Genomic DNA, 25940 nt, shown 5'->3' on the forward strand with positions numbered 1-25940 from the left:
AAAGCAATGTATTGGCGCGTAATAGATAGACTGGCTTTAAAATCATTTAAGTCCGACTTTGAGTCTCCGCATCCTGTTATCAGCATTTGGGATAGGCTAGTACTCACTTTTTCAACTTTTGGCATCACAGACATTGCACTGCGACCAGGTCGCTATGAACTAGGCCATAACAACCGAATTACTACTTTTGTCTTTGGAATCTTGGCTGGACCGGCTCTTGATATGTGGGTTTATATCGTAATGCCCATATTCGCCTTTACTGGTATGTTTGGCCACACTCACCTCCCCGACCTACGCATAACACGCAACCCAACTCCGCGCGATGCGTTTAAAGAAAAACCACTCCCCGATGCTAACTTTCTTGTCGCGTCACCCTGCTTTAGCAGTGCCACTATAGATGGCGATTGCGACGGGCATTACCTTTGGATGTTGGCTAACCTTTGGGAACGTTTTTTCTATTCCGTGTTCAATATCATTGCCTTGGTGACGATTGTTATCCTCGCATTCGATAACCCAAGCCAAAACATTCATTTACTTTGGCTCATTATTCCTATTTTAGGCTTGGCTTGGTTTCCCCACCGTAAAGGCGCGCTCTTTGATCGCGATGCACAAACGGTGACGTTTTTTCGCGGTATGTGGCGCAAGCCCATTGTTGTTCCGTTTAACCAAACCGGTTTTACTAGTCACCTAACCGGCACAGGTAACTTAACGCAAGGCCTAACCCTTGTGAGTAAACTTCGGCCGAAAGGAAAGTGGCTGCCGTTATCGATCGGCTTGAGTACCGGTGGCGGTCGCGGTAATGACATTGCCAGTGAAGCCGGCGCTATAGAAGCCTTTATGGACTTAGATAACCAAGGTGCATTTTGCAAAAAAATGCTCAAAGATATTAAGCTATTCAGAACCCATCAGTTGACCATGTGGCGACTCAATTGGCGCAAACCGCCAGCTGAAGAGTGGGCACGGTACCAAGAACCGGACTCGCTATATCAACGCCCGTTACCCGACAATACAACCTGTTGGGAATGGCAGCTGGCCTACAGCCCGGAAGCCCGCAAGGAGGTTGAAAACAGAGAAAAAGTAGAAAAGTTTGTTCAGCTTATTATTGCGAAAAAAGACCATGAAAATGAGGCTTTGATCCAAGATGTGCTTGCTAACCAGCCAGATGAGGCAACTGAACTTTTAAAATCGGCATTAACATGGATTACTTTTCCATTTTCAAACGTTTTAAACCAGCTTAAGGAACTTGGAAACGATGAACCAAAATACCTGATGGATATTTTTTTGAAAGCAATGGAATTTAAACGTAGGTTCTACTCTACCGATTACTCAGAACTGCGCACCGCCTTCGCTGAATTCGAACAATATAAAAAAGATGAACTACAAAGCGGTCGACTACCACAAGTACTGTATGACTATTTAGAGCCAGAAAAGTGCATTCAATACTTTAAGGAAAGCAATTACCCAAATATTGCGCAGCAGCTAATGTAACTCGTCCTCAATTTCAGCCAAGCAACTAATCGATCGAGATTATTGCTACTAGTCTCTAATTTGACTTAGACATTGGACAAAGTACCATAGCTCATCAAGATTAGGGGTACCCTAGTTTGTTACGAGGCTATAGTTAAATGACAATTCTACTAAAATGAAGAAATCAAACTTTACAGTGACTATGTTGCACCATGGCATTTACAGTCAATGGGATGAATCAAGTAAACAACTGCCTAAGCTTATTGAGGTAACGACCGATATCCCAGCGCGTGAGAACATAGAATTTGGCTTTATTGTTAAATTCAAAAAGGCCAAAGGTATTAAGTTCAGCTATACCATATATCACCCTGATATTCCTGATGACAATGGCGAAATTAGGCCGCCGTTTGTAGGTGATGTCTATGTTAAAAACAACGATTGGGATTTCTATCTCGGTGACACCTTATGGACACCGCTTAAAACAAAATTAGGGCATTGGCGTATGGTCCTTGAGCATGATAATACGATCTTAGCTGATAAAACCTTCATTATTGATATCGAAGTTAAAGGCGAGCGCACTCTAGGCCATGCTCGGCAATCTTTTAAACCTAGAAAAAGATGGTAACTTATTGCAATCTTTTAACTTTTGTTAATACTCTAAACATCTGTAATGTTAATTAATGCTTTAATTAGGTTGGAATAATGAACCACTTACCTCATGGTCGGATTGATACTTGGGCAGAAGGCAATCTCGTCTATGCTATTTTTATAGGGCAGATGAATCTCGAAGGGATTACCATCGGTTTAGACAGCGTGCGAAAAGTCATTGAAGAACTTAATGGCGCGCCTTTTACCATGTTAAATGACACCCTCGAAGTTGAAGGCGGGACTCCAGAGGCCTATGAAGAATTAGAACAGTTTAATCAATGGCTTAATACCCAACCTTTGATTGCAAAAGCAACAATCATAAGCTCGAAACTACAGCTCAAACTTATAAATACATTAATCAAAGCCCGCAAAGAGCAAAATAATCAAACCTTTGCTAACCAAGTAGAGGCTGTTGAATGGCTTAATAGCGAATTCAAAGCCAAAATAAAAGTAACCCATCGTGATTAGCGAGGGCAACCTAAAGTTATCGTTGCTGTACTGGCAACACTATATGTCACAAAAACTCAACATTATTTAGTGTTCGCATTCAGACTTTGTCGTACCATAGTTTGCCTTATTAACGCGTGCGTATAACACCCAAATCCCACTACATTTGGACCTAAAGAACCCTATGAAGCCAAGTATAAAGCCTAAAAACCCCAACTTTTCGTCTGGACCTTGCAGTAAGCGACCAGGCTACGATGTTAATGCTCTCGATATTTCTACCCTAGGTAGATCACACCGATCTACCCTTGGCAAAATGGCCTTAGCTAAGGTTTGCTCACAAACAGCTGAATTACTAGGTTTACCTGAAGGCTATCGTATTGGCATAGTACCTGGCTCAGATACGGGTGCGATGGAAATTGCCATGTGGGGTTTGTTGGGTCAGCGCGCTGTCGATGTCTTTAGCTGGGAGTCGTTCGGCCAAGGTTGGATAACAGACATTACCACTCAGTTGAAACTCGATAATGTTCGTACTTTTGTTGCTGACTATGGTGAACTGCCCGACCTAAACCAGGCTAACTTTGATAACGATGTTATCTTCACTTGGAATGGCACCACCTCAGGAGCCAAAGTGCCCAATGGCAATTGGATAGATGACAATCGGGCAGGCCTTACTATTTGTGATGCAACCTCGGCGGTTTTCGCTATGGAGATGCCTTGGGAAAAACTCGATGTCGTGACTTTTTCTTGGCAAAAAGTGTTAGGCAGTGAAGGCGCGCACGGCATGTTAATTTTATCGCCGCGTGCCGTTGAACGTTTAGAAAGCTACTCCCCACCTTGGCCACTACCAAAATTATTCCGCCTTACATCTAAAGGCAAACTGATTGAAGGTATATTCCGTGGCGAGACGATCAATACACCATCGATGCTCTGCGTAGCGGACTATTTAGATGCCCTTGCTTGGATCGAGTCTATTGGCGGCACCCAAAAGGCAATTGAGAAGTCGGAAGCAAATTTGGCCGCTATAGAAGCCTTTGTAGAAAAAACACCTTGGCTCCACTTTCTAACAAAAGATAAAGCTATACGGTCCAATACCAGTGTTTGTTTTACAGTGGACCTTGAGCCAGAAAAAGTAAAACAGATGGTTAAGTTGATCGCAGACGAAGGCGCTGGTTTTGATATTGGCGCCTACAAAGATGCGCCTGCTGGTTTGCGCATTTGGGCGGGGGCTACCGTTGAGCAAACTGATATTGAGGCTATGTTACCCTGGCTAGAGTGGGCTTATCATCAAGTTCAATAATATTCTGACTAGGCGCTGAATAAAGGCGCCTAACTCGTTAATCTCTATAGAAATCTCCATATTATCAGGCACTTAAAGTAAATATTTACTTAAAACAACCCTAATTTAGGTGGCGAATTAGATCTGAATCAAGCTTTTGAAATACTTTTGGACTATGCTCTAGTAGGTACAAAAAAACTAATAACTACGAAGGTATATTTATGTCACTTAGCCCAGAAAAGCTCGATGAAATAAACTTATTGCTACAGTTTCCTTCAGATTCAATTATGAACGGTTTAAAAATACACAATGATGCCGAACAATCCGTTCGCGATGCCGCTGCACGACTTCACAGCAAAGGCTTTACCGATTCCCCAGATGGTGGCTACTTAACCGATGCCGGCATCGAAATTTTGAACCATATCAAGCTTCTTAATTCTGCGTTAAAATAATTTTTTGGAACTTTGATCTTTTAATTGGGTCTACTCATTTAATAACTATTAATGAGATAGGCCCTATATGCCGTCAGCTACAAATCAACCTTACGTCAGTGAAGGTATGCCTCCCCTAGATTTAGGGAAAAAAAACACATCCTTTTTCGAATTTTGGCCAACTTGGGCAATGTATTTGCCAGTCACTATTCAATGGCTTTTCTTATCCCTTCGTTATCGCTCTATTACTCTACCCTTGGTTGCGAACCCTAATTTACCGTTATCGGGTATGGTAGGCGTGCCCAAAAGCGAACTCCTAGCCCAAGCAGGTGAAACGATAAACCGCTATATCCTACCTTGGTTTACACACAAAATCACAAACCAAGCATTAGCCCGCCAAGCACTTCAAATAGAAACTCTAATGAATAAGCAACAACTCGATTACCCTATTGTATGTAAGCCAGATATTGGCTGTCGAGGCTCTGGAGTCAAACTGATCCAAAACCGCCCGCAATTAGAAAAGACTCTTGCCCACTATCCTCTAGACGCAAGCTGCATGATACAAAAGTTAGCTGATTACGAACCCGAGGCTGGGCTTTTTTATATCCGAGAACCTAACTCCACGAACGGTCAAATTATTTCGCTCGCATTAAAATACACCCCTTATGTAATGGGCGATGGCTTAAGTACACTTGAAGAACTAGTAAGCAACGATCCTCGAGCAGGAGAGTTAATTCATTTATATGAGTCACGCCATCAACATAATTGGAAAAAAGTTATTAGTGCGGGAGAAGCATACAAATTGGTTTTTTCGGCAAGCCATTGCCGTGGTGCTATCTTTAAAAATGCATCTCATCACATAACCAATGATCTTTCTCAAAAAATAGATCATTTAATGAAGGACATTCCAAACTTCCATTATGGTCGGCTCGATATTAAATTCAAAAATATTGAAACTTTTGAACTAGGTAAACACCTACAAATAGTTGAAATCAACACCGCCAGCTCTGAGTCCCTTCATATTTGGGATGCAAACACCTCTTTTTTTGAAGCGATTCGATCTCTTATGTTTCAATACCGCACACTCTTCAAGTTTGGCGCACAAAATAGAAAGCTGGGCTATAAAACGCCCACGATCAAGGAACTAGTACAACGTTGGAAAATTGAAAAACAGTTGACCCTTAAATACCCGGAGACTGACTAATATGGAGCTCTACAACCCATTTCGGTTGTCGTTAAAGCACGGCTTCGTCAATTCAGCGTTAGAGCGTTTATTAGGTTTAACGCCACTTATTAAAGCATACGATGCTTGCCAGCGTAGTTTATCAGCAGAGGCGTTCTTAGATTACACATTGAAAGCATTAGAAACAAAAGTCGTTTTAAAAGGCCAGCCGCTCGTTAACGAACTACCAGAAACCGGTGCGACTATTGTTGTGGCAAACCACCCGCTAGGTGGGCTTGAAGGTGTCGCCCTTACTCGCGCTTTGCTCTCGGTTAGACCTGATACGAAAGTTCTAACCAATCAGATGTTATCTGGGATACCAGAACTTTCAGAGAATTTTTTAGGTGTGGATGTCCTAGGTAAAAAAACGGCACATCGAAATACATCCGGTGTACGCGCAGCTGATGAGCACCTCGCGCAAGGCGGCGTTCTACTTGTTTTCCCTGCGGGGCAAGTTAGCGCAAATAAATGGCGTAATTTAACTGTTCAAGACCGCCAATGGAATTATATGGTCGGTCGTCTTGCTCTAAAACATAAGGCTAGCTGTTTACCTGTCTTTATTCATGGCAAAAATCCAAATTACTTTTATCTTGCGGGGCTAATTCATAGACGACTCCGAACCGTACTGTTGCCCCGACAATTGACCAACAAAACGGGTATGAGTTTAACCATGACCGTCGGAACACACATCAGTCACAAAGAGGCTGAAAAAGCAAAAACAGCTACTGCCCTAACGCACTTACTGCGAATGTCAACCTACTTTCTAGCCCCTAGCTCCACTAAAGCTCACAGACCTTTAGAGATCTTAGTCTCGGAAACTGGCTTGTTAAACCGAGATGCTTTACTAATTGATATCGCTAACTTAGAGCAATACAAAGTTTTAAATAAGGGCGAATTCAACGTTTACTGTGCGCCTTTTCATGCACTAGGCTCGGTATTTTCTGCACTGGCTGAAGCAAGAGAAATAACTTTTCGTGCCGCGGGTGAAGGGACAGGAAAGCAATTCGATACCGACCAGTACGATAAATACTATTTACATTTATTTGTATGGGACGAAAAAAACAACGCCATCGTTGGTGGGTACCGCCTAGGCGAAACCGATAAAATTATTGCACAGCGAGGTGTGACTGCGCTCTACAGCAGAAGCCTCTACAAGTTTGACCAAAATTACATGGCCAAGTTTGGCAATGCATTAGAGGTTGGCCGATCTTTTGTAACTCAAGCGTACCAAAGACACCCCTATGCACTCGACCTACTTTGGCGAGGTATCGGCAGCTTTGTTGCAAATAATCCAAAATATTCCCGATTATTCGGTTGCGTCAGCATTTCGTCTGACCACTCTGACATGGCTCGTGCGTTTATTTCTGACGCCATGATGGAAGGATTTCGTGCTGAGCAAAAATTCCTGGAAAATGTTAAACCCATTGCCCCTTTAAAAGTAAAGAACAAAATATGGACACCTTCTATGCTCTCGGCAATTCGAGATATATCTGTGTTCAACAAACTGGTCGGCCAATGCGAACCAGGGAAGTCTATCCCGGTATTACTCCGACATTATATTGCACTTAATGGGAAGTTCGTTGGGTTCTCAATCAACAAAGGATTTAACGACTCACTTGACGGATTAATTATGGTTGACCTTCAACAAATGCCTGAACGCTACCTCAATCGCTACCTTACCAAGAATGGCGCAGCAAAATTCAAACAACATTGGATAGACCATGAAGCCACTTATTGAAGCTAACATCAATGTTCTCATACAAATAAGAGAGCTGGTCAACCTATGCGATGATTCTGTTTATAACGCAGTTATTGCCCATTCACAATCTAGTATTGGCAAACATATTCGACATATTTTGGACCATTACCGAGCAGTGATGCAAGGCCAAGCATTGAAGAATATTGACTACAACTATAGGGATCGAGGCAGTGATGTAGAAACCATGCCTGCTAAATCTTTAACTCAAATAGAAATACTTATTGAATGGTTGCTAAGGTATTCAATCGAAGATAACGCTTTAACAGTAACTTCCGAGGTAAAGCTCGATAGTGTTCATTCAAGTGTACTCCCTTCAAACAATAAACGTGAGCTTTTATACCTCATTAACCATTCAATTCATCACATCGCTTACGCGGCATTACTGGGCAAGTTACAAGGACTCACGATTCCTGAGCATATAGGCTTAGCGCCCTGCACTGCAAGTTTCGAACGATCACTAAGAGAGCATAAAAATGAAAAAACAATGGCTTAAAATTTGGATAAGCAGCTTACTTTTAAGCGTTGGCGTTAGCTTCGCAGCTGATAAAATATATACGCCTTGGAATAACAACTTGGCAATTAAAGGTTATGACAGTGTTGCCTACTTCATAGAAAATGCGCCAGTCAAAGGTTCAAAGAAATACGCATATCAATGGCAAGGTGCTACTTGGCTATTTAAAAATGCAACGAATAGAACTTTATTTATTGCATCCCCAAATAACTTTGCACCCCAATTCGGTGGCTATTGCGCTTATGCTGTTGCTAATAATTCAACAGCAGGAATCGATCCCACTCAATTCACCATTCATAACGACAAACTGTATCTAAATTACAATAAAAAAATACAAGAGAAATGGTTAAATAACCGAGATAATTATATTGATAATGCTGAAAGTAACTGGCCAAACCTATTAGCCCAATAGCTAAGCTTTGTGCCATCCATAAGTCTAACACTAGGTTTTATACTAGACTAAAGTACAATACATAATACATATTATTCACAAAATTCGGCGTTAGAACTATGTTAGTCTAACGCCATAAAGGTACGAAAAAGGAGAGTAGTAATAAATAGATAAAGTTTAAAAGGAAGCCTCGTACGTTTAAAAAATAATAAATATAAAACAAAGGCTACGCAAAATGAACTTTATTACTAAATTCGCATTAGTCACATTTCTGTGCCTGATGATCCCCAACTCCTATTCTGAAGAAACATACACATTAAAACTGGTAACCTCATGGGGTGAAAACTTCCCCGTATTCTCCGATAGCCCAAAACGTGTGGCGGCCATGGTTAATGCCATGTCCAATGGACGATTAACTATAGATATTATCAGTGCAGATGAGCATGGCCAACCGTTAAATATTATTGAAATGGTGAAGTCAGCTGAATACGATATGGGTCATTCAGCATCGTACTATTGGAAGGGTAATTACCCCAACACCTTATATTTCTCCACGATGCCATTCGGAATGCTGCCCTTAGAACAATATAGTTGGTTTTACTTTGGTGGGGGTCAGGAGCTTATGGACGAGGTTTATAATTCATTGGGGCTCATTTCTGTACCTGGTGGAAATACTGGCGCTCAGATGGGTGGTTGGTTTCAAAAACGGATTAAGGACGTTTCCAGCTTTGATGGTCTAAGAATGCGTATTCCTGGCTTTGCAGGTGAAGTGCTAGCTGAACTCGGAGCTATTCCTGTCAATGTACCAGCAACCGAGTTGCTTGACGCTATGAATAGTGGAGAAATTCAAGCTGTCGAATATGTGGGACCGGCACTTGATTTCGATCTCAACCTTCATCTATCAGCTCAGTTTTATTATACCGGCTGGCATGAACCCGCTACTGAAACGCAGTTTTTATTGAATGAAAAAGCATTGGAAATATTACCTGCCGATTTAAAAGCCATTTTATATGCTGCTATGCGAACCTCTGCTTACGATACTTATATACATGCCACGCATTTAAGCGCCGAAAAATGGAACAACATGCGGAAAGAATTCCCCGTCATTCGAGTAAAAGACTTTCCTGACAGCGTTATTAGTGCTTTAAAGCTCGCGAATTCCAAAAAATTAGAAGAGTTTTCTAACTCTGACCCATTAGCAAAGAAAATCATTCAATCCCAATTGTCTTATCAATCGATGATTCGAGAATGGACCATGCTGTCGGATTTCAGCTACTTAGAATCAATTGGTAAATAAGGGATCAATCATGAACAAATTTATTTTTTTACTCATAACTACATTAGCATGCACAACCAGTGTTTACTCCGAGACCACAACATTAAGGCTTGCCGAAACATGGGGGCCCAACTTTCCTATATTTGGTGAAGCAACAAAACGGATGGCTGATTTAGCAAAATCTATGTCAAATGGTCGGCTCATAATTACAATTGACTCTGCCGATGTACACGGTCAACCATTAGGCGTATTTAATTTGGTTAAATCAGGAGAGTATGACTTAGGCCACTCGGCTTCTTATTACTGGAAAGATGAGATACCTAACACACTCTATTTTTCAACTATGCCTTTTGGCATGATCGCAGCAGAACAATATGCATGGTTTTACCAAGGCGATGGTATGGATCTAATGGAAGAGGTTTATGCTCCGCATAACCTTTATTCATTCCCCGGTGGCAATACAGGCCAACAGATGGGCGGTTGGTTTAATATAGAAATCAACAGCGTAGAAGACCTTAACGGTTTAAAAATGCGTATCCCAGGATTTGCAGGTGAAGTCATTTCAAAGCTAGGTGTTGAGACCATAAACATACCTAGTGGGGAACTTTACGATGCATTAAAGTCAAAGAAAATCGATGCACTCGAATGGGTTGGCCCTTCGCTAGACTTACAAATGGGTTTCCCCGAAATCGCAAAGTACTATTATACGGGTTGGCATGAACCAGCAACTGAACTTCAGTTTTTAGTCAATCGCCAAGTGTTAGATTCACTGCCTGTTGATTTAAGAGAAATTCTAAAGGTTGCAATGCGGTTATCAGCCTACGACATGTGGATACAGACTCAACACGAAAGTGCTATAAATTGGCAGCGTATGAGTGAATTAGCAAATAAGGTAGAGATACGAGAATTTCCAAGTGATGTCATGACAAAACTACGTAACGCGAATGCAGCTCTCTTGATAGAGAAAGCAAATTCCGATCCACTTGCTGCAAAGATCATCGCGAGTCAAAGCGATTATTTAAAAATTGCTCGAGAGTGGATTGATATATCTGAACGTGCCTATACAGGCAACATGAACGCGAGAGGTAATCGAAACTAATCAAGAGCGGGCCAAGTATTCACTTAGCCCGCTCTTTTGGTAATACCGCTAAGAGGCTACGATTTCGGATCTTTCATCGTGCGGTCTTTGCTTTGAAAATAACCGAATAAAGAAGTTCGACATTGTATCGATATAGGTTAAAGCAACGGGAACTACCACTAAGGTTAGTAAGGTTGAACTTATCAAACCACCAATGACCGCATGAGCCATTGGCGCATTTTGCCCACTGCCACCATGTAGATTCAGAGCCATCGGCAACATACCAAATATCATCGCTAAGGTCGTCATGATAATGGGCCTAAAGCGAATTTTACCCGCCTCTAGTAATGCGTCGTATAAGTGCAGGCCTCCTTTACGTTGTTGATTGGCGTTATCAACTAACAAAATCGCATTCTTTACTACCAGCCCCATGAGCATGATAAAACCGATGATAGAGTATAGATTTAACGTACTACCACCCACCAACAAACCAAGAATCACTCCGATTAGCGCTAAAGGAAGGGCCATCATGATAGCAACAGGCTGCAAGAAACTTCCGAACTGTGAAGCCAATACCAAGTATATACAAATAATGGCAAGGAGCAGCGCCATACCCGCTGCGACGACAGTTTCTATGAGTTGTTCAGTATCACCGCCCATTTGAGCACGATAACCTTCTGGTAACCCAAGAGAAGCAAGAACTTCTTGAATCTGAGGGTTTACAGTCCCTAATCCTACGCCATCTAGGTTTGCACTAACGACAACTTGTCGTGATAAGTTTGTTCGGCTAATTTGCGCAGGGCCTTTTGTTTCTTTAATTGTAACTACTTGGTCTAAGGTTACGGTTTCATTGCTACCGGTAATACCACTTTGTGGAATAGGCAGCTTTTTCAAGGTTTCAATATCATCACGAGCCCAACCTTCTAAACGAATAGCCACGTTAAAGGTATCACCATCTGGGCTGGTCCATTCAGTTACATTTTCACCATTAATCATGGTTCTTAATGTCGAGCCTACTTGTGCAAGGTTTACACCTAAATCATTAGCGGCATCTGTGTTAATCGTGATACCTAAAATAGGTTGCGCCGCAGCATAACTAGATTCAATATCAGCTAAACCTTCGATACCCTTAAGCTTTTCGATTAAGGATTCACTGATCAATTCAAGCGTAGAAAATTCGTCACCGCTTAAGTTTATCTGCACCGGAGCGGCAACACCGCCAAAACCATTTGCCGCACCCACTTTAAATTCAGCTCCAGGTATAGAAGATAACGCAACACGAACTTCATTCGATATTTCAACCGCACTCTTTTCGCGCTCCAACATTGGGACAAGAGTGACCAGTACAGTGGCCGCGTTTTGCCCATTACTGGTCGCGCCACTGTTTACTGTTGCATAAGTACTCACGGCTTCAGGAACCTGCATCACTAGCTCATGCACTTGTCTAATTTTTATAGCGGTGTAATCAATTGATGCGTTATCTGGCGCTTTGATATCTATTTGAAACTGCCCTGTATCGACAACTGGCGCAAACTCTACGCCTACCTTTGGGAATAATGAAAAGCTACCCACAAGCGACATAAAGGCGATCAGTAGGGTTAGCATCCGATGACGTAAGCTCCAGCGCAATAGCTTCGCATATAGTCGCGCGAGCCCTTCAAACAAGCGATCAAACTGATTAACAAGCTTACTCAACCAACCACGTTTCGCATTCGGGTCAGCAGAGGGATCATACCAAACGCTCGACATCATTGGGTCTAGGGTAAAGGCTACGAACATTGAAATTAGCACCGCAACTGAAACGGTTACACCGAATTGCAGGAAAAATCTCCCTAAAATTCCATCCATAAAGGCAACAGGTAAGAAAACCGCGACAATAGATAAGGTGGTTGCTAGAACAGCAAGACCAATTTCTTTAGTCCCTTCTTCCGCCGCCTGCCTGTGCCCTTTACCCATGTGTAAATGACGCATGATATTTTCACGTACCACAATGGCATCATCAATTAGAAGACCAACCGCAAGCGATAAAGCCAGTAGCGTCATCATATTCAGGGTAAAGCCAAGGAAATTGAGCACCACCATGGTACCAATGATAGAAATAGGCAATGTAAGCCCTGTGATAACTGTAGAACGCCAAGAGTTTAGAAACAAAAATACAATGAGAACCGTAAGACCCGCGCCTTCGATCAACATATTCATTACAGATTTAAACGAATTTTCAACTTCGGTAGCATTATTTTGGACGATATCAATTTTCACACCATTGGGTAGATCATTCGCCATTAAATCGGCAATCTTCTTTTCGATTCGAGCAGCCACTTCAACAGTATTGGCACCTTGCACCTTTACGATATCAACTGCTAATGCACGTTCACCATTAAGCATAGCCAATGACACCACATCTTCTATACCATCCTCGAATGTTGCGATATCTCGAAGATAAACCGGCTGCCCACCCTTGTAAGTAATAATTTCATCTAAAAACTCAGTTGGGTCTTTTATTTCTCCGTCAATCTGTAAAGTTTGGACGCTAAACGCACTGTTCAAATCTCCTGCTGGGAAATTTTGGTTCGATTGCCGCAAGGCGTTCGCTACCTGACTTAAACTAAGATTATAGGCAACGAGCTTATCTGGATTTATTTCAAAGTTCATTTGACGCGTAACACCACCCACTGCCGTTGCACTTCCAACTCCGGGCAAAATCGATAGCTGCTTAACGATCGTTTTTTCTGTCAGCGTGGTTAATTCACGGATAGGAACCGTGTCAGAGCTAACGGCCAACGAGACCACTGGTAGCTCACCTGGATCGAATCGTAAAATAAGTGGCTCATTAGCGGCAGCAGGTAGAAACGCCTTCAAAGTCGACATTTTATCGCGAACATCTTGCGCGGCAACATTCGAATCGATATCCATATCGAACAGCATTAATATCATCGCCTGATTAGGTCGGGCGGTTGATTGAATACTATCTAGGCCACTTAGAGTATTAACCGAGTTTTCAATCGGCTTAATAATTTCGCTTTCAACAGCTTCCGGAGATGCCCCTGGGTAACTCACCACGACAACAACAACGGGTAAATCAATGTCAGGTAAACTTTCTACGGGTAATCGTTGATACGAAAAAATACCAAAGACGAGAATGGCCACCATCACCATGGTCGCGAATACAGGGTTATTAATACTAACTTTAGTTATAAACATGGCTAGTTTCCAATGAGCTGAAGTTCGTCATTTTCTTCAAGACCAGTCAGTTGCACATTGACATACTGATCACCCACCTGAAGACCAGAGGTAATTTCTTGTCGGCGACTTGCGCCCCAAATATCACCAAGTTCTACAAATTGCTTAACTGCTTTGTTATCGACAACTTTAAAAACAAAATGCCGGTTATCTTCATCTGTTTGCAACGCCGTACTTTCAATTGCGAGTGCTTGTGGTTTTTCAGCTAGTGAAATTTGACCAATTGCAAACATTCCACCCCGTAATTTTTTGTCTGGATTCTCAATGACAATATAAACAGGAATTGTTCTTGTACCGACAGAGGCTACTGGGCTAATTCTTGAAATAACACCATTAAAAACTTGGTTCTCTAACCCTTCTAAAGAAACCTCCACTGGCATCCCTTTACGAATTAGGCCGTTATTTGCGGTCGAAACATTCACTTTCAGTTCCATCACAGATAAGTCAACTATCTCCAACAAAGGTGAACCCACGCCAATGAACTGCCCGGGGTCAACATTTCGTGCTGATACCACACCTGAAAGTGGCGCTCTGATGACGGCATTGCGAAGTGAATAATCAACTGACTTTATTTGCGCTTGCTGGCTATTTAAATTTGCTTTCATCGCTTCAACATTAGATTGCACCTCCTCTAATAAGGATGAAGTTGCAATGCCTTGTCCAGCGAGTTCTGATGTTCTTTTTAACTGGCTTTCTGCCAGTTTCAGCTGTGTTTCAGTAGCGTAGGTCGCACTGAGTTGTTGCTCTTTTTGAATTTCTAGGCTTTCTGTATCCATCGTAACGACAACTTGCCCTTTACTGACAGTGTCACCTACTCTATACCCTACAGAGTCTACTTGTGCTGAAATAAGTGAAGGTATTTGTGCTACCTGAAGCGGTTGAATAGTTCCGGTTACTTTAATTCGCTTTTGTAACAACTCTAAACCTACCGTAGTGAGCTCCTTGGTAGAGACGTATTTGGCCGTGTTTATTTCAACTGCTACTGGTTCCGCTGTAGTATTCTCAACAGGCTCTTGACGCATAAAGACCGCAATAACCACAACCCCTATGATTAAAATACCGCCTAATACAAGCCATTTCACTTTGCTGGGTTGCGTAGGGTTCGCCTCTCGTTTAAGTTCCCGCTTTGTTTTTGCCCAGTCCGGTTTATTTGGACCACTCTCAGGGGTATGACTCATACTTCTAAACTCCTAGTTAAATCAACTTTTACAGCCAAACATCTAGATTAGTTCAGCTTGTCTAATTTGGATGAAATATCTGCTAATACATTGGCCGATATTGTATAAAAACTTTCTAATTGGGCTAATCGATGAATAACATCTGCTTGTTCTTCTTGGAAATATGACTTTGCCTCACGCACCTGCCCTGCGATGTCAGACATTTCTAAACTTGCTTTTTCGGTCATTTTTATTAATGGATTAGGCACTAATTCATAATAATCCTGACGTTCCCCAGGCAAAGTCGTCAAACGAATTACGCCTTGGTTACTCAAAAGTCGGGTATTTGTGCTTGCGCTAGCTTTGCTGATTTTTAGTACAGAAGTAATATCTTGAAGAGACATGCTCGAACCAGTCAAAATCAGTAGCCCGAAGATGCGCCCAGAAATGCGTGGACTGCCATTTCGTTGAGAAACGACTCCCATCAATTCAATAAATCGAGTTTCAGCTTCATTTACTTCCATTGGCATCTAGTTCGTTCAATATAGAATGAATATTATAAACAGATCACGATTATCTACAATTAGCCAGAAGTCAGGTTTTGAGTGTTTTAAACTTGAAGCATCGAGGCTCCATATAGTAAAGCTACTGTATTTTTAAATATTTTATTACTGCTGTACCATATATACCTCACAGTTTACGCGGCGTTCAGCGGCCCATCGCTTGAAATTTCGGTCGCCATAAACCCATCCATGGGGGCTTGATCGAAACATCCATGTTTCAAACACCCGAATTCCAAGCAATAGGCCGCCTCAAATCTATGGGATAGCAGTGATCTTTTTAAAAATACTATAAATGGCTTTTCGCAGGCACAAAAAAAGCAGCTCTAAGCTGCTGATTTTAAAGGGATATTTTGGTCGGGTATGCCGGATTTGAACCGACGACCACCGCTCCCCCAGAACGGTGCGCTACCAGACTGCGCTAATACCCGATATCAGAATTCTAATGTAACTTGTTGAAAAGTAAAAGGTTTTATTGCGAGCTAGTTCATTCTCAATAGCTCTAAGACGGCTTCAAGCTCATCGATCATTTCACGAATGAGGGCTTGATGCTGCTGTTGAACAGCTTCTGCGTCTTCTGGCTCAGATAGTTTTTGCCGGGCACCACCAATGGTATAGCCATCTTCATACAAGAGATGGCGTATTTGGCGAATAAGAACAACGTCTTCACGCTGATAATAACGACGATTACCTCGGCGCTTTACAGGGCTAAGCTGAGGAAATTCTTGTTCCCAATAGCGTAAAACATGTGGCTTTACAGCACACAGTTCACTTACTTCACCAATGGTAAAATAACGCTTCCCCGGTATTACCGGGAGTTCATCATTCTGGCTCGGTTCCAGCATAAGCTTCGACAGTCACTTTTAATTTTTGGCCAGGCCGAAAAGTTACCACTCGGCGAGCAGAAATGGGGATTTCTTCACCGGTTTTAGGGTTCCTTCCAGGGCGTTGCCGCTTATCCCGTAGGTCGAAGTTACCAAAGCCTGATAACTTCACCTGCTCATTATTGACGAGACTTTCTCGTATTTCTTCAAAGAAAATCTCGACCATTTCTTTAGCTTCCCGCTTATTAAGACCTAATTCGTCATATAACCGTTCTGCCATTTCAGCTTTCGTCAGCGCCATTTAAGGGCTCCTTAGCTTACTTTTCTTATTTTTATCCCCTTAGAACCGCATCTAGTCTCGTCTGCAGGGTGTTTATGACCGATTCCATGAATCGATTAATCTCTTCGTCTGTAAGAGTGCGTGAAGGATGTTGCCACGTCAAGCCCATCGCTAGACTTTTTCGTTTAGAATCAATACCTTTGCCGCGATAAATATCAAACAAGTTTAGGCTTATTAAGTCTTCACCCGCCATTTCTCTTACGCTGCTCAAGACCTCATCTACCGGTGTTTCTTCATCAACAACAACGGCTAAATCACGTGTGGTCGTTGGGAATTTGGACAGTGGTGTAAAACTTGGAAGCTCTGCCATAAGTGTTCTATCTAAGCGTAATTCAAACAAGAATACAGTTTGCTTCAAGCCAATTTTCTTAGCCAATGTAGGGTGTAACGCACCTAAAAAACCAACTAATTTGCCGTTTCGTTCAATTCGAGCGCACTGCCCTGGGTGTAAAGCGCTGTGTTTACCTGGGACAAAATCAAACTGAACACCTTTAATGCCAGCTAACATTTGTTCAAGATCGCCCTTTACATCGTAAAAATCGACTAATTCGCCATTTTCGTACCAGCCTTTCGCTAATCGAGTACCTGAAACAACGCCCGACAACATATTGATTTGCTCTAAACCTTTTTCTTCTTGAATGAAGCGCTGGCCCGTTTCTATTAAGCGAATACGGTCTGCCTGACGGTTCATATTGTGCTGCGCGGCCTTTAACAGCCCTGGCCACAACGATACCCGCATGACAGACATATCTGCAGAAATTGGGTTCGCTAAAGCAATGCCTTCAAGTTTTGGGAACATTGCATTTTGCAACTCAGGCTCAACAAAGCTGTAGGTTATCGCTTCTTGATAGCCAAGTGACACCATTCGGTCGACTAAGAAGGCAGAATCTATTGCTTGCTCTTTTTTGCCTTGTGGCTTCATTGCCGCCAAGGGCGCGGTTACAGGAAGATTGTTGTAACCATAAATTCGCGCTAATTCTTCAATTAAGTCAGCTTGGATAGCCATATCAAAGCGCCAAGTGGGCGCTTTAACTTTCCAGTACCCTGCTTTTTCACTCAATAGTTCAAAGCCTAGGCCTAACAGTATCTGCTTAATGATTTTATCTTCTAGCGCCATCCCTAGACTGCTTGTCACAGTCTCGCTGAACAATTCTATTTCGGCCGCAACGGGTACTTGATTTGTATCTTCACGTAAAACAAGCGGTCCAGGCTTAGCGCCACATATATCGACCAATAATGCCGTTGCTCGTTCAACCGCTCGCTCTTGACCGGCAAAATCAACGCCACGCTCAAAACGGTGACTTGAATCGGTGTGCAAGCCATTTGAGCGTGCTTTACCTGCAATTTCGATTGGAGCAAAAAACGCACTCTCTAAGAAAACTCGCGAGGTGTTACTTGAAACACCCGTGTTTTCGCCGCCCATGATGCCTGCCATGGCTAGCGGGCCAGATTCATCAGCAATGACCAAAATACTCGGCGTTAATTTAATTTTTTGCCCGTCTAGCAAGACCAGTGTTTCGCCTTCAACGGCCTTACGTACAATGATCTTGCCTTTTAATTGATCAAGATCGAAGCCATGCATAGGCTGGCCAAGCTCTAACATTACAAAGTTGGTGACATCAACAACCGGATCAATTGAACGAATACCACTGCGGCGTAATTGTTCGACCATCCACAATGGTGTAGCTGCATTGACATTAACGTCGTTTAATACACGACCAACATAACGTGGGCAACCTATAGTATCTTGTAGCTCTACTTCGAAAGTTTCATCATGAGCTGCCGCGATCGGTTCAATATTCGGCGGTGTCATTGCGATGTTATTTAGTACACTGACTTCGCGCGCCATGCCTTCAATACTTAAGCAATCGGCACGGTTTGGCGTTAAATCAACATCAATGGCAATATCGTCTAGATCAAGATAATCACGAAGGTCTGTTCCAAGCGGCGCATCAACAGCCAACTCCATAATACCTTCATGACTCTCTGATAAGCCCAGCTCTTTTTCACTGCACAACATACCGTTGCTTTCTTCTTGACGAAGCTTGGCTTTCTTTATTTTAAAATCACCTGGCAATACCGCGCCGACTTGTGCAAAGGCAACTTTTAAACCTGCGCGCGCATTTGGCGCTCCACACACAACTTGTACGGTTTCACTTCCATTACTAACTTCACATACTTGTAACTTGTCTGCATTCGGGTGTTGCTTAGCCGATAAAACTTCACCAACAACAACACCAGAAAATGCTTCTGCGACCGGTTCAAAGCCATCAACTTCAAGGCCAGCCATAGTGATTTGATCCATCATTTCCTGAGCGGTACTGGTTGGATTAACCCACTGACGCAACCACTTTTCACTGAATTTCATTTACTTTGTTCCTTTACCGTTTCAGTTAAATTGACCCAAGAATTTTAAATCGTTCTCAAAGAACAATCTTAAATCGTTTACGCCGTAACGTAGCATTGCCATACGTTCAACGCCCATACCAAAAGCAAAACCTTGGTATTTTTCAGGGTCAACTCCTGAAGCTCTTAAAACATCTGGATGCACCATGCCGCACCCTAAAATCTCTATCCAACCGGTCTGGCTACAAACACGACAACCTTCGCCATTACACATAACACAAGCAATATCGACTTCTGCGCTGGGCTCAGTAAACGGGAAATAGGATGGTCGGAACCTGACAGGAAGCTCTTTTTCAAAAAACACCCGTAAAAACTCTTCAATGGTGCCTTTTAAATCTGCAAAGCTCACTTTTTCGTCGATCATCAAACCTTCCATTTGATGGAACATAGGGCTATGCGTTAAGTCAGAATCACAACGGTACACACGGCCAGGGCAAATAATACGGAACGGCGGCTTGCCCGCTTCCATTGTACGTACTTGCACTGGAGAGGTGTGGGTTCTTAATAAAGTTTGGGCATCAAAGTAGAAGGTATCGTGCATCGCCCGCGCCGGGTGATGAGACGGTATATTTAACGCTTCAAAGTTATGATAGTCGTCTTCGATCTCTGGGCCCGTTGCGATCTCATAGCCAATATTCGTGAAGAAAGACTCCATTCGACGAGAAGTCATGGTTACTGGGTGTAAGCCACCAAAAGACTGACGACGACCAGGGGCAGTTACATCGATTTTCTCACCCGCTAGCTTTTCGGCTAGGGCTTCTTGATCAATGTTAGCTTTACGATCATTTATCGCGTTTGAAACGGCTTCTTTGACTTCATTGATTTTGGCACCGGCTGCAGGTCGTTCTTCTGCAGTCAACTTACCCAATGTTTTAAGCAAAGAAGTGATTTCGCCCTTCTTCCCCAAGAATTTAACTCGGAGGTCGTCTAATTCTTGTGCATTGCTGGCTGCGCTAACAGCTTCTAATGCATCTGTGTGTAGCTTGTTCAAGGTGTCCATGAACCGGTGATTCTCCCATGGCTAGGTCGATTTAAAAAGCCATTAACTATAAAGATGATGATGAAATAAGCAACAGCTTATCGTCTAAAAACACTGGTAAATCAGTAATTTAGTGTTTGAAAAGCGAGTCAGCAAAGCTGCGTTCACAGTAATGACAACGCAGCGCTATTTGCTCGTGGACCTGCTTTACCTTAAATCGCGTAGCGGCAGGTTCGGAATTTGAAATACAATTTGAGTTAGGGCAATCAAAAATGCCGACAAACTGCTCAGGCAAGCCTATTTGAAACTTTTTCTCCACTTTATAATCGGTAATAATGTTTACCGTTGCCGAAGGCGCATATAAAGCCATTTCAGCTGCATCGTTCTCTGAAAACAACCAACCTTCAACCTTCACAATATCCTTCAACACACTGCCTTTTGAGGGCAGATTCAACCCTACCGTCAACCGCGCATTTGGATTACGTTTTTGAATACGCGACAAAATATTAAGACCTTGCCCAGCCGGAATATGATCAATAACGGTACCCGTGGTGATCGCCTCAACCGCCATTGTTTCACGCATGATCAATCTCCTTAATGTTCTCGTTCATAACCAAGGCTAATAAAGCTTCACGCGCATATACGCCATTCTCTGCTTGTTCAAAGTAGTAAGCATGCTTAGTACTATCGACATCAGGATGAATTTCATCGACTCGCGGCAATGGGTGTAAAATACGCATATTTGGCTTAGCATGTCGAAGCATTTTCTTGGTTAAGACATATTGTGAGGCAATATGCATGTACTCAGTCGGGTCAAATCGCTCTTTTTGAACGCGTGTCATATATAAAATATCAACCTCTTCAACTGCCTGCTCAAGCGATTCAACCGTTTTCACCGTTACGTTCTGCTCTTCCAAACCTTCTAAAATATAAGTAGGCATGGTGAGGACTTCTGGCGCAACAAATATGAAAGTCGGGTTAAAGTTAGACAGTGCTTGGGCCAACGAGTGCACAGTTCGGCCATACTTTAGATCACCAACAAAGGCGATAGTAAGCCCCTCTAGCGTGCCTTGACACTCAGATATAGTAAAAAGGTCGAGCAAGGTTTGCGATGGGTGCTGGTTAGCGCCATCTCCACCATTAATAATGGGCACGGTAGAGACTTCAGAGGCTAAACGTGCCGAACCTTCTTTAGGATGGCGCATTATGATCGCATCGGCATAAGAAGAGATCATGTGAATACTGTCGGTTAGCGTCTCGCCTTTCTTCATCGAAGTATTCGAGCCATCAGAAAAACCAATCAAGCTACCACCTAAGCGCTGCACCGCTGCCTCAAAAGACAAACGAGTACGTGTAGATGCCTCAAAAAAGCAACTCGCTATGAGTTTATTGGCCAAATAGGGTGATGTACCTTGCTGTTTGAAAATGTTGGCTAATTGGACAATTAATTCGAGGTTAGACTTGGAAAGATCAGAGATTGAAACGATATTTTTCCGATATAAGGGATTGGCCATGATGGGGCTCTAGTCGAATTTGCGGCATTATATCAAACTTTCGCCAACTGACTAGAAGGATCGAATTCAAAATAGAGCTTTTTGATGTTCGTGATGTTAACACTCAGGTTGTCGATGCTTGTTTTTAAGCGTTTTAGGCTCCAATAACTGAGATATAGTGAATCTACCAGCTTAATGAGAAAAGCTTGTGCTATACAAAAGCCTTACTCACAAAAATTATGCAGTAAAACCCGACTGTCAGCCCTTTGTTAACTTGAAAGCAATAACAAATAATTCCTCGGCATTCGGATAAATCTCCCTAATTAAATCTTTAAGCTCCTGCAGTTCGAGAAACTCCTGCTGCGCATGAAACTCATTGATATCGGCATACTTTATAGGCGCAACTGACTCGATATCAATATCACATACCTTTTCGCCCGTTTCCAAGGTAAACACCTCAACCTGCGACCCTGCAATATAGTGACTTTCTGACTTATCTCGAATAGTGATGGTTTTGTTGCCAGAGAGTATTAAAGGCATAAGAAATTCAAAAAAAGTAATTTTAGAGAGGTTGCCTAACATAAATTCTAGCTCACTTTTAAAGGGAATAAATTACATCAATGCATGTTAAATGGTCACTAAAGATAATCACATAGATAAAAACGGTACCGATAGGTATTTTAGTGCATTAAGCTTACAAGCCCCCAGTAAATCACGAACTCAGTTCACAAACCGAGTGTTTTATTACTTTTAAAGGTGTTTTGTACTCGATAAGTGCTGTCTAAGGTCTATAGTTAATAGTTAATAGTTAATAGTTAATAGTTAATAAATCTATTTAAGTTCTAATTTGTTAGCGCAGCCAATTAAATATAGACAGGAAACTCCATGTCAGCGAAGCACCCAATGAAAGCTAGCCTTTCCTTAATGAAATTTAGGCTTGCCTTAGGGGTTTCAGTTTCAGTTTCCCTGATTTGCTTTGGCTTTATATTCGAAGCCTATGCACTCATCTCAGTTATAAGTGTCATGGCTATTTTGACGGGCGCTACCATCGCGGGCCATATCTACTCGAAAAAAGAACTGCATATTGAGTATCTTGAAAATATGGAGACGATTAATCGGGCCATTAACAAATCTGAAAGTGTAGAAGACCTACTGTTCAATGTGCTTTCTGAAGTACAACACATTTTAAAAACTGATAGAGCTTGGTTATTGTACCCATGCGATCCTAATGCGGCCTCATGGAAAGTACCTATGGAAGTTACAAACCCTGATTTTCCTGGTGCGATGGAAAAAAACAATGAAATTCCTATGACAATTGAGGCAGCGCAACTTTTTCGCCACGCACTTGAAATAAAAGATGCTGTCTATTTTGATTATGACTCGCCAAACTCGCCAAGAGAAACGATAGATGAATTCGGCGTACTCACTCAAATTCATATAGCACTGTTCCCTAAAACCGGTGAACCGTGGATGCTAGGTGTTCACCAATGCACTTATCAAAAGGTTTGGAACGACAATGAAATACAACTATTCAAAGAAATTAGTAGACGTATTAGCGACGCGTTGACTAGTTTATTGTTTTTGCGAAACCTCGCAGAAAATGAACAACGAAATAGAACTATTCTAGATACGACAGCTGAAGCCATTTATGGAATCGATTTAGAGGGGAATTGCACCTTCTGCAATACGGCCTGCATACGAATTTTAGGGTTTTCTGATCAGAGGCAATTGATTGGCAAGAACATGCACAATCTTATCCATCATCCGCATAAGAATGGTGCAAGCAACTCTCAATTAAACTGCCCAATTAACCATTCAATGAGAGATAGTAAGCTGTATCACGTTGATACCGAAATGCTTTATAGACCCAACGGCGCCAGTTTCCCCGCTGAATATTGGGCGCACCCTATTATTGAAAATAATCAGGTAACGGGAGCGGTTGTCACTTTTATAGACATTACTGATCGACGCCAAAAAGAAGGCGAGCTTAGCCACCAAGCAAGTCATGATTCGCTAACAGACTTATATAATCGATTAGAATTTGAAAGGAGACTAGCTGAATCCTTGTTAGAAACCAATATTTTAGATACTCAACATGCGATGTTTTTCTTAGACCTCGATCAATTTAAAGTCATCAATGATACCTGTGGCCACGCTGCAGGGGATGAACTTTTAAGGCAAATTAGTGAAGTCCTAAAAAGTTCCATTCGAAACGATGATACATTGGCACGGATCGGCGGGGACGAGTTCGCGATTCTAATGCTAGACTGCACCCTTGACCAGGCATCTCAAGTTGCTAACGTTATTCTAAATGCAGTTAATGATTTTCAATTTGTTTGGGAAGATAATATATTTCGCATTCAAATATGTATCGGCTTGGTCCCAATCACCTCACCTACTCAAACAATCTCTGAATTGTTCATCCAAGCAGATGCGGCATGTTACCTTGCAAAAGATGCAGGTAGAAATAGAATTCATATTCACCACGTAGATGATTCAGAAATGACCGAGCGTCGTGATGAGATGCAATGGGTTACTAAAATATACAGCGCATTAAAAGAAGATAGATTCTTACTTTATGCACAGCCTATTGCTGCCATAGAAAATCAAACTAAACATCACTATGAACTTTTATTGCGCATGAAAGATACTAATTCAAATATTATTGCGCCGGGTTAATTTCTACCTGCTGCTGAACGATATGACATTATCGACCAAATAGACCTTTGGGTGATAAAAAATAGTTTTAGAATATTGTCAGAATCTCCAATATTTCTAGCCAGTATAAATTTTGTCTCTATCAATTTGTCTGGGAAATCCTTAACCAGTGAGGCGTTAGTTGAAACCATTATCAAATGTTTAGACTGCAGTGATATTCCTGCCGAAAAAATATGTTTTGAGATAACTGAAACAGCGGCTATTTCAAATTTCAACATAGCACTCAAATTTATCTATGAATTAAAACAGAAAGGTTTTAGGTTTGCGTTAGATGATTTTGGAACAGGTTTATCTTCATTTGCTTATTTAAAAAGAATTCCAGTCGACTTTTTAAAAATAGATGGGATATTCGTCAAGAACATAATAGAGAACCCTATCGATTTGGAATTTGTAACATCAATTAACGGCATAGGCCATGTAATGGGCATGAAAACCATTGCTGAATTCGTAGAAAGTGAAGAAATACTAGAAAAGATCACCGAGATCGGCGTGGACTATGCGCAAGGTTATGCTTTAGGGAAACCCATCCCACTTGAAGCCTTGATCCAGTCGACCGTTTTAAATGCGAAAAAGAAACATCACGACTAACAACTTCGAATGGCAAGGTGTGACAGTTTGATTCCCATCAGCTAAAATCTAAATAGACTAATCTAATTAAGCTAATTGCCTTTTTTAAAGGTATGCGCGTTTTCCGGTATCTCAATCGAAGGGTTTGCTTGCTTAAGAGCACTAAAAAGCTTCGTTTTAGAGTAATTATAATTCGGGCATATCTGATATCTGTTTCCATCTTTCATAAGCATATCTATGCGAGTCATTTGACTTCCTGAGCTGTAGTGATTGTTGATACTTTCAATATCTTGCGGGCTAACTGTAAAGCACCACTCCTCCATGCTTGGATGTAAACTATGAAACTCATCTCTGGTAACATAAATCTCAAACTTATCTTTACTCAACAAAAACCAGAGCATTACTGTAAATAAGACCAGCCCAATAGCAAAGGCGCCAAACTTAACTGTCGCATAAACCTCGTAAAACCCTGCCTGATCTTTTGCCACGACCGTCAGAACGTACAACAGAATAGGTATTAATAAAATATTAAAAGCTAAGGTAGCCGCTTGGCGCTTTCTTGATCTCGTGTAGTGAAATAGCATAGCTATCCTCTCGTTACTGACATTGCAATTATATTATAGGTAGTGCTGAGGAAGCTGCAAGTAAGGTCAAAAGACTAGGTGCGGTTTTTGGCTTCGGGCTGCGTGTTTAAAACATTAGGTGCCGCACCTATTGAGCTAAGGTGGCTAATTGGTTTTGGGTGGGAATCTGAGGCATGGATGCCGAAGTTTAGCGTTGCATGGACGCACTTGAGCGACCGTCCAAAACCAATTAGCCACCTTGGCGTGACTTGTTACTTAACTTTATTAAAGGCATAAAAAAAAGCACGTATGAATACGTGCTTCTTAAATATGGTGGAGCTATGCGGGTGGTGCGGCATTCCGAACGAACCCGCTAAGGACTTTCCTTTGGGCATAAAAAAGCACGTATAAATACGTGCTTTTAAAATATGGTGGAGCTATGCGGGATCGAACCGCAGACCTCCTGCATGCCATGCAGGCGCTCTCCCAGCTGAGCTATAGCCCCTCAATCTGGATAGGCGGCATATTAATCAGCGCCGCCTGTCCTGTCAACTGTTTTCCTAATTAATTCAAAGGCTTAGTACCCT

General features: G+C 42.0%; 23 protein-coding genes, 2 tRNA genes and 1 pseudogene. 13 read left to right on the forward strand and 13 right to left on the reverse strand.

Annotation, left to right across the window (positions count from 1 at the left end; genetic code table 11):
* Positions 1-6 precede the first annotated feature (6 nt).
* The 11 genes from ACI882_RS07215 to ACI882_RS07265 all read left to right on the forward strand — a co-directional run bounded on the left by ACI882_RS07215 (position 7) and on the right by ACI882_RS07265 (position 10527).
* Positions 7-1488: a hypothetical protein gene (locus tag ACI882_RS07215; RefSeq protein ID WP_411743674.1), complete on the forward strand. Its 1482-nt coding sequence runs from the start codon at positions 7-9 to the stop codon at positions 1486-1488.
* A gap of 154 nt (positions 1489-1642) precedes the next feature.
* Positions 1643-2092 (forward strand): DUF3859 domain-containing protein, encoded by a 450-nt coding sequence (locus ACI882_RS07220; RefSeq protein WP_411743673.1) that lies wholly within the window; start codon positions 1643-1645, stop codon positions 2090-2092.
* Positions 2093-2169: 77 nt separating this feature from the next.
* On the forward strand, positions 2170-2583 hold the full coding sequence (locus ACI882_RS07225; protein ID WP_411743672.1) for a hypothetical protein: 414 nt from the start codon (positions 2170-2172) through the stop codon (positions 2581-2583).
* A 163-nt stretch (positions 2584-2746) separates the two neighbouring features.
* A complete protein-coding gene (locus ACI882_RS07230; RefSeq protein WP_411743671.1) occupies positions 2747-3859 on the forward strand; it encodes a phosphoserine transaminase in 1113 nt (370 codons plus the stop codon).
* A 200-nt stretch (positions 3860-4059) separates the two neighbouring features.
* Positions 4060-4290, forward strand: a complete 231-nt coding sequence (locus tag ACI882_RS07235; RefSeq protein WP_411743670.1) for a TIGR02647 family protein — start codon at positions 4060-4062, stop codon at positions 4288-4290.
* Between the two features lie 67 nt (positions 4291-4357).
* The gene (locus ACI882_RS07240) at positions 4358-5473 is read left to right on the forward strand and encodes a D-alanine--D-alanine ligase (RefSeq protein ID WP_411746849.1); all 1116 of its coding nucleotides are present in this window, start codon (positions 4358-4360) and stop codon (positions 5471-5473) included.
* A 1-nt stretch (position 5474) separates the two neighbouring features.
* Positions 5475-7229 carry a lysophospholipid acyltransferase family protein gene (locus tag ACI882_RS07245; RefSeq protein WP_411745207.1) on the forward strand — a complete coding sequence of 585 codons (1755 nt, stop codon included), beginning with the start codon at positions 5475-5477 and terminating at the stop codon, positions 7227-7229.
* Positions 7213-7743, forward strand: a complete 531-nt coding sequence (locus ACI882_RS07250) for a hypothetical protein (RefSeq protein ID WP_411745208.1) — start codon at positions 7213-7215, stop codon at positions 7741-7743. The genes ACI882_RS07245 and ACI882_RS07250 overlap by 17 nt, the downstream gene beginning before the upstream one ends.
* Entirely contained in the window at positions 7724-8173 is a 450-nt protein-coding gene (locus ACI882_RS07255; RefSeq protein WP_411745209.1) for a YHS domain-containing (seleno)protein, read from the forward strand. Before ACI882_RS07250 ends, ACI882_RS07255 begins: the two co-directional genes overlap by 20 nt.
* Before the next feature lie 214 nt (positions 8174-8387).
* Positions 8388-9449, forward strand: coding sequence for a TRAP transporter substrate-binding protein (locus ACI882_RS07260; protein ID WP_411745210.1), 1062 nt, complete (start codon positions 8388-8390; stop codon positions 9447-9449).
* A 10-nt stretch (positions 9450-9459) separates the two neighbouring features.
* Positions 9460-10527 (forward strand): TRAP transporter substrate-binding protein, encoded by a 1068-nt coding sequence (locus ACI882_RS07265; protein ID WP_411745211.1) that lies wholly within the window; start codon positions 9460-9462, stop codon positions 10525-10527.
* A gap of 48 nt (positions 10528-10575) precedes the next feature.
* On the opposite strand, the gene ACI882_RS07270 is transcribed toward ACI882_RS07265, so the two are convergent.
* The 11 genes from ACI882_RS07270 to yqfB form a co-directional block, all read right to left on the reverse strand.
* On the reverse strand, positions 10576-13707 hold the full coding sequence (locus ACI882_RS07270) for an efflux RND transporter permease subunit (protein ID WP_411745212.1): 3132 nt from the start codon (positions 13705-13707) through the stop codon (positions 10576-10578).
* A 2-nt stretch (positions 13708-13709) separates the two neighbouring features.
* The gene (locus ACI882_RS07275; RefSeq protein WP_411746848.1) at positions 13710-14924 is read right to left on the reverse strand and encodes an efflux RND transporter periplasmic adaptor subunit; all 1215 of its coding nucleotides are present in this window, start codon (positions 14922-14924) and stop codon (positions 13710-13712) included.
* Positions 14925-14971: 47 nt separating this feature from the next.
* Complete coding sequence (locus ACI882_RS07280) at positions 14972-15427, reverse strand: GbsR/MarR family transcriptional regulator (RefSeq protein WP_411746847.1); 456 nt, start codon at positions 15425-15427, stop codon at positions 14972-14974.
* Positions 15428-15817: 390 nt separating this feature from the next.
* Positions 15818-15894, reverse strand: a tRNA-Pro gene (locus ACI882_RS07285).
* A gap of 51 nt (positions 15895-15945) precedes the next feature.
* The gene (locus ACI882_RS07290) at positions 15946-16308 is read right to left on the reverse strand and encodes a MerR family transcriptional regulator (protein WP_411745318.1); all 363 of its coding nucleotides are present in this window, start codon (positions 16306-16308) and stop codon (positions 15946-15948) included.
* Complete coding sequence (ihfA, locus tag ACI882_RS07295) at positions 16286-16588, reverse strand: integration host factor subunit alpha (RefSeq protein ID WP_215999099.1); 303 nt, start codon at positions 16586-16588, stop codon at positions 16286-16288. Before ihfA ends, ACI882_RS07290 begins: the two co-directional genes overlap by 23 nt.
* 31 nt (positions 16589-16619) lie before the next feature.
* Positions 16620-18995 carry a phenylalanine--tRNA ligase subunit beta gene (gene pheT / locus ACI882_RS07300; protein WP_411745317.1) on the reverse strand — a complete coding sequence of 792 codons (2376 nt, stop codon included), beginning with the start codon at positions 18993-18995 and terminating at the stop codon, positions 16620-16622.
* 21 nt (positions 18996-19016) lie between these two features.
* On the reverse strand, positions 19017-20033 hold the full coding sequence (pheS, locus tag ACI882_RS07305; RefSeq protein WP_411745316.1) for a phenylalanine--tRNA ligase subunit alpha: 1017 nt from the start codon (positions 20031-20033) through the stop codon (positions 19017-19019).
* A gap of 109 nt (positions 20034-20142) precedes the next feature.
* Positions 20143-20595 carry an aspartate carbamoyltransferase regulatory subunit gene (pyrI, locus tag ACI882_RS07310; RefSeq protein ID WP_411745315.1) on the reverse strand — a complete coding sequence of 151 codons (453 nt, stop codon included), beginning with the start codon at positions 20593-20595 and terminating at the stop codon, positions 20143-20145.
* Positions 20588-21526, reverse strand: coding sequence for an aspartate carbamoyltransferase (pyrB, locus tag ACI882_RS07315; RefSeq protein WP_411745314.1), 939 nt, complete (start codon positions 21524-21526; stop codon positions 20588-20590). The genes pyrI and pyrB overlap by 8 nt, the downstream gene beginning before the upstream one ends.
* Positions 21527-21763: 237 nt before the next feature.
* Positions 21764-22087 carry a N(4)-acetylcytidine aminohydrolase gene (gene yqfB / locus ACI882_RS07320; RefSeq protein ID WP_411745313.1) on the reverse strand — a complete coding sequence of 108 codons (324 nt, stop codon included), beginning with the start codon at positions 22085-22087 and terminating at the stop codon, positions 21764-21766.
* Between the two features lie 303 nt (positions 22088-22390).
* On the opposite strand from yqfB, the gene ACI882_RS07325 reads away from it, so the two are divergent.
* Positions 22391-24184, forward strand: coding sequence for a diguanylate cyclase (locus ACI882_RS07325; RefSeq protein WP_411746759.1), 1794 nt, complete (start codon positions 22391-22393; stop codon positions 24182-24184).
* Between the two features lie 12 nt (positions 24185-24196).
* Positions 24197-24811: pseudogene (locus ACI882_RS07330) on the forward strand (EAL domain-containing protein); the annotation flags it as partial.
* A 71-nt stretch (positions 24812-24882) separates the two neighbouring features.
* Here ACI882_RS07330 and ACI882_RS07335 read toward each other — a convergent pair.
* Together ACI882_RS07335 and ACI882_RS07340 are read right to left on the reverse strand one after the other, a co-directional pair.
* Complete coding sequence (locus ACI882_RS07335) at positions 24883-25374, reverse strand: hypothetical protein (protein ID WP_411744114.1); 492 nt, start codon at positions 25372-25374, stop codon at positions 24883-24885.
* Positions 25375-25782: 408 nt separating this feature from the next.
* Positions 25783-25858: transfer RNA gene (locus tag ACI882_RS07340), tRNA-Ala, on the reverse strand.
* Positions 25859-25940: the final 82 nt, after the last annotated feature.

This window comes from Reinekea sp., assembly GCF_046710285.1.
Classification (GTDB): domain Bacteria; phylum Pseudomonadota; class Gammaproteobacteria; order Pseudomonadales; family Natronospirillaceae; genus Reinekea.

Bases quoted from the DNA above. Each gene is read 5' to 3' on its own strand.
- ACI882_RS07215 (WP_411743674.1), top strand. From the start codon at position 7: ATGTATTGGCGCGTAATAGATAGACTGGCTTTAAAATCATTTAAGTCC.
- ACI882_RS07220 (WP_411743673.1), top strand. From the start codon at position 1,643: ATGAAGAAATCAAACTTTACAGTGACTATGTTGCACCATGGCATTTAC.
- ACI882_RS07225 (WP_411743672.1), top strand. From the start codon at position 2,170: ATGAACCACTTACCTCATGGTCGGATTGATACTTGGGCAGAAGGCAAT.
- ACI882_RS07230 (WP_411743671.1), top strand. From the start codon at position 2,747: ATGAAGCCAAGTATAAAGCCTAAAAACCCCAACTTTTCGTCTGGACCT.
- ACI882_RS07235 (WP_411743670.1), top strand. From the start codon at position 4,060: ATGTCACTTAGCCCAGAAAAGCTCGATGAAATAAACTTATTGCTACAG.
- ACI882_RS07240 (WP_411746849.1), top strand. From the start codon at position 4,358: ATGCCGTCAGCTACAAATCAACCTTACGTCAGTGAAGGTATGCCTCCC.
- ACI882_RS07245 (WP_411745207.1), top strand. From the start codon at position 5,475: ATGGAGCTCTACAACCCATTTCGGTTGTCGTTAAAGCACGGCTTCGTC.
- ACI882_RS07250 (WP_411745208.1), top strand. From the start codon at position 7,213: ATGAAGCCACTTATTGAAGCTAACATCAATGTTCTCATACAAATAAGA.
- ACI882_RS07255 (WP_411745209.1), top strand. From the start codon at position 7,724: ATGAAAAAACAATGGCTTAAAATTTGGATAAGCAGCTTACTTTTAAGC.
- ACI882_RS07260 (WP_411745210.1), top strand. From the start codon at position 8,388: ATGAACTTTATTACTAAATTCGCATTAGTCACATTTCTGTGCCTGATG.
- ACI882_RS07265 (WP_411745211.1), top strand. From the start codon at position 9,460: ATGAACAAATTTATTTTTTTACTCATAACTACATTAGCATGCACAACC.
- ACI882_RS07270 (WP_411745212.1), bottom strand. From the start codon at position 13,707: ATGTTTATAACTAAAGTTAGTATTAATAACCCTGTATTCGCGACCATG.
- ACI882_RS07275 (WP_411746848.1), bottom strand. From the start codon at position 14,924: ATGAGTCATACCCCTGAGAGTGGTCCAAATAAACCGGACTGGGCAAAA.
- ACI882_RS07280 (WP_411746847.1), bottom strand. From the start codon at position 15,427: ATGGAAGTAAATGAAGCTGAAACTCGATTTATTGAATTGATGGGAGTC.
- ACI882_RS07290 (WP_411745318.1), bottom strand. From the start codon at position 16,308: ATGCTGGAACCGAGCCAGAATGATGAACTCCCGGTAATACCGGGGAAG.
- ihfA (WP_215999099.1), bottom strand. From the start codon at position 16,588: ATGGCGCTGACGAAAGCTGAAATGGCAGAACGGTTATATGACGAATTA.
- pheT (WP_411745317.1), bottom strand. From the start codon at position 18,995: ATGAAATTCAGTGAAAAGTGGTTGCGTCAGTGGGTTAATCCAACCAGT.
- pheS (WP_411745316.1), bottom strand. From the start codon at position 20,033: ATGGACACCTTGAACAAGCTACACACAGATGCATTAGAAGCTGTTAGC.
- pyrI (WP_411745315.1), bottom strand. From the start codon at position 20,595: ATGCGTGAAACAATGGCGGTTGAGGCGATCACCACGGGTACCGTTATT.
- pyrB (WP_411745314.1), bottom strand. From the start codon at position 21,526: ATGGCCAATCCCTTATATCGGAAAAATATCGTTTCAATCTCTGATCTT.
- yqfB (WP_411745313.1), bottom strand. From the start codon at position 22,087: ATGTTAGGCAACCTCTCTAAAATTACTTTTTTTGAATTTCTTATGCCT.
- ACI882_RS07325 (WP_411746759.1), top strand. From the start codon at position 22,391: ATGTCAGCGAAGCACCCAATGAAAGCTAGCCTTTCCTTAATGAAATTT.
- ACI882_RS07335 (WP_411744114.1), bottom strand. From the start codon at position 25,374: ATGCTATTTCACTACACGAGATCAAGAAAGCGCCAAGCGGCTACCTTA.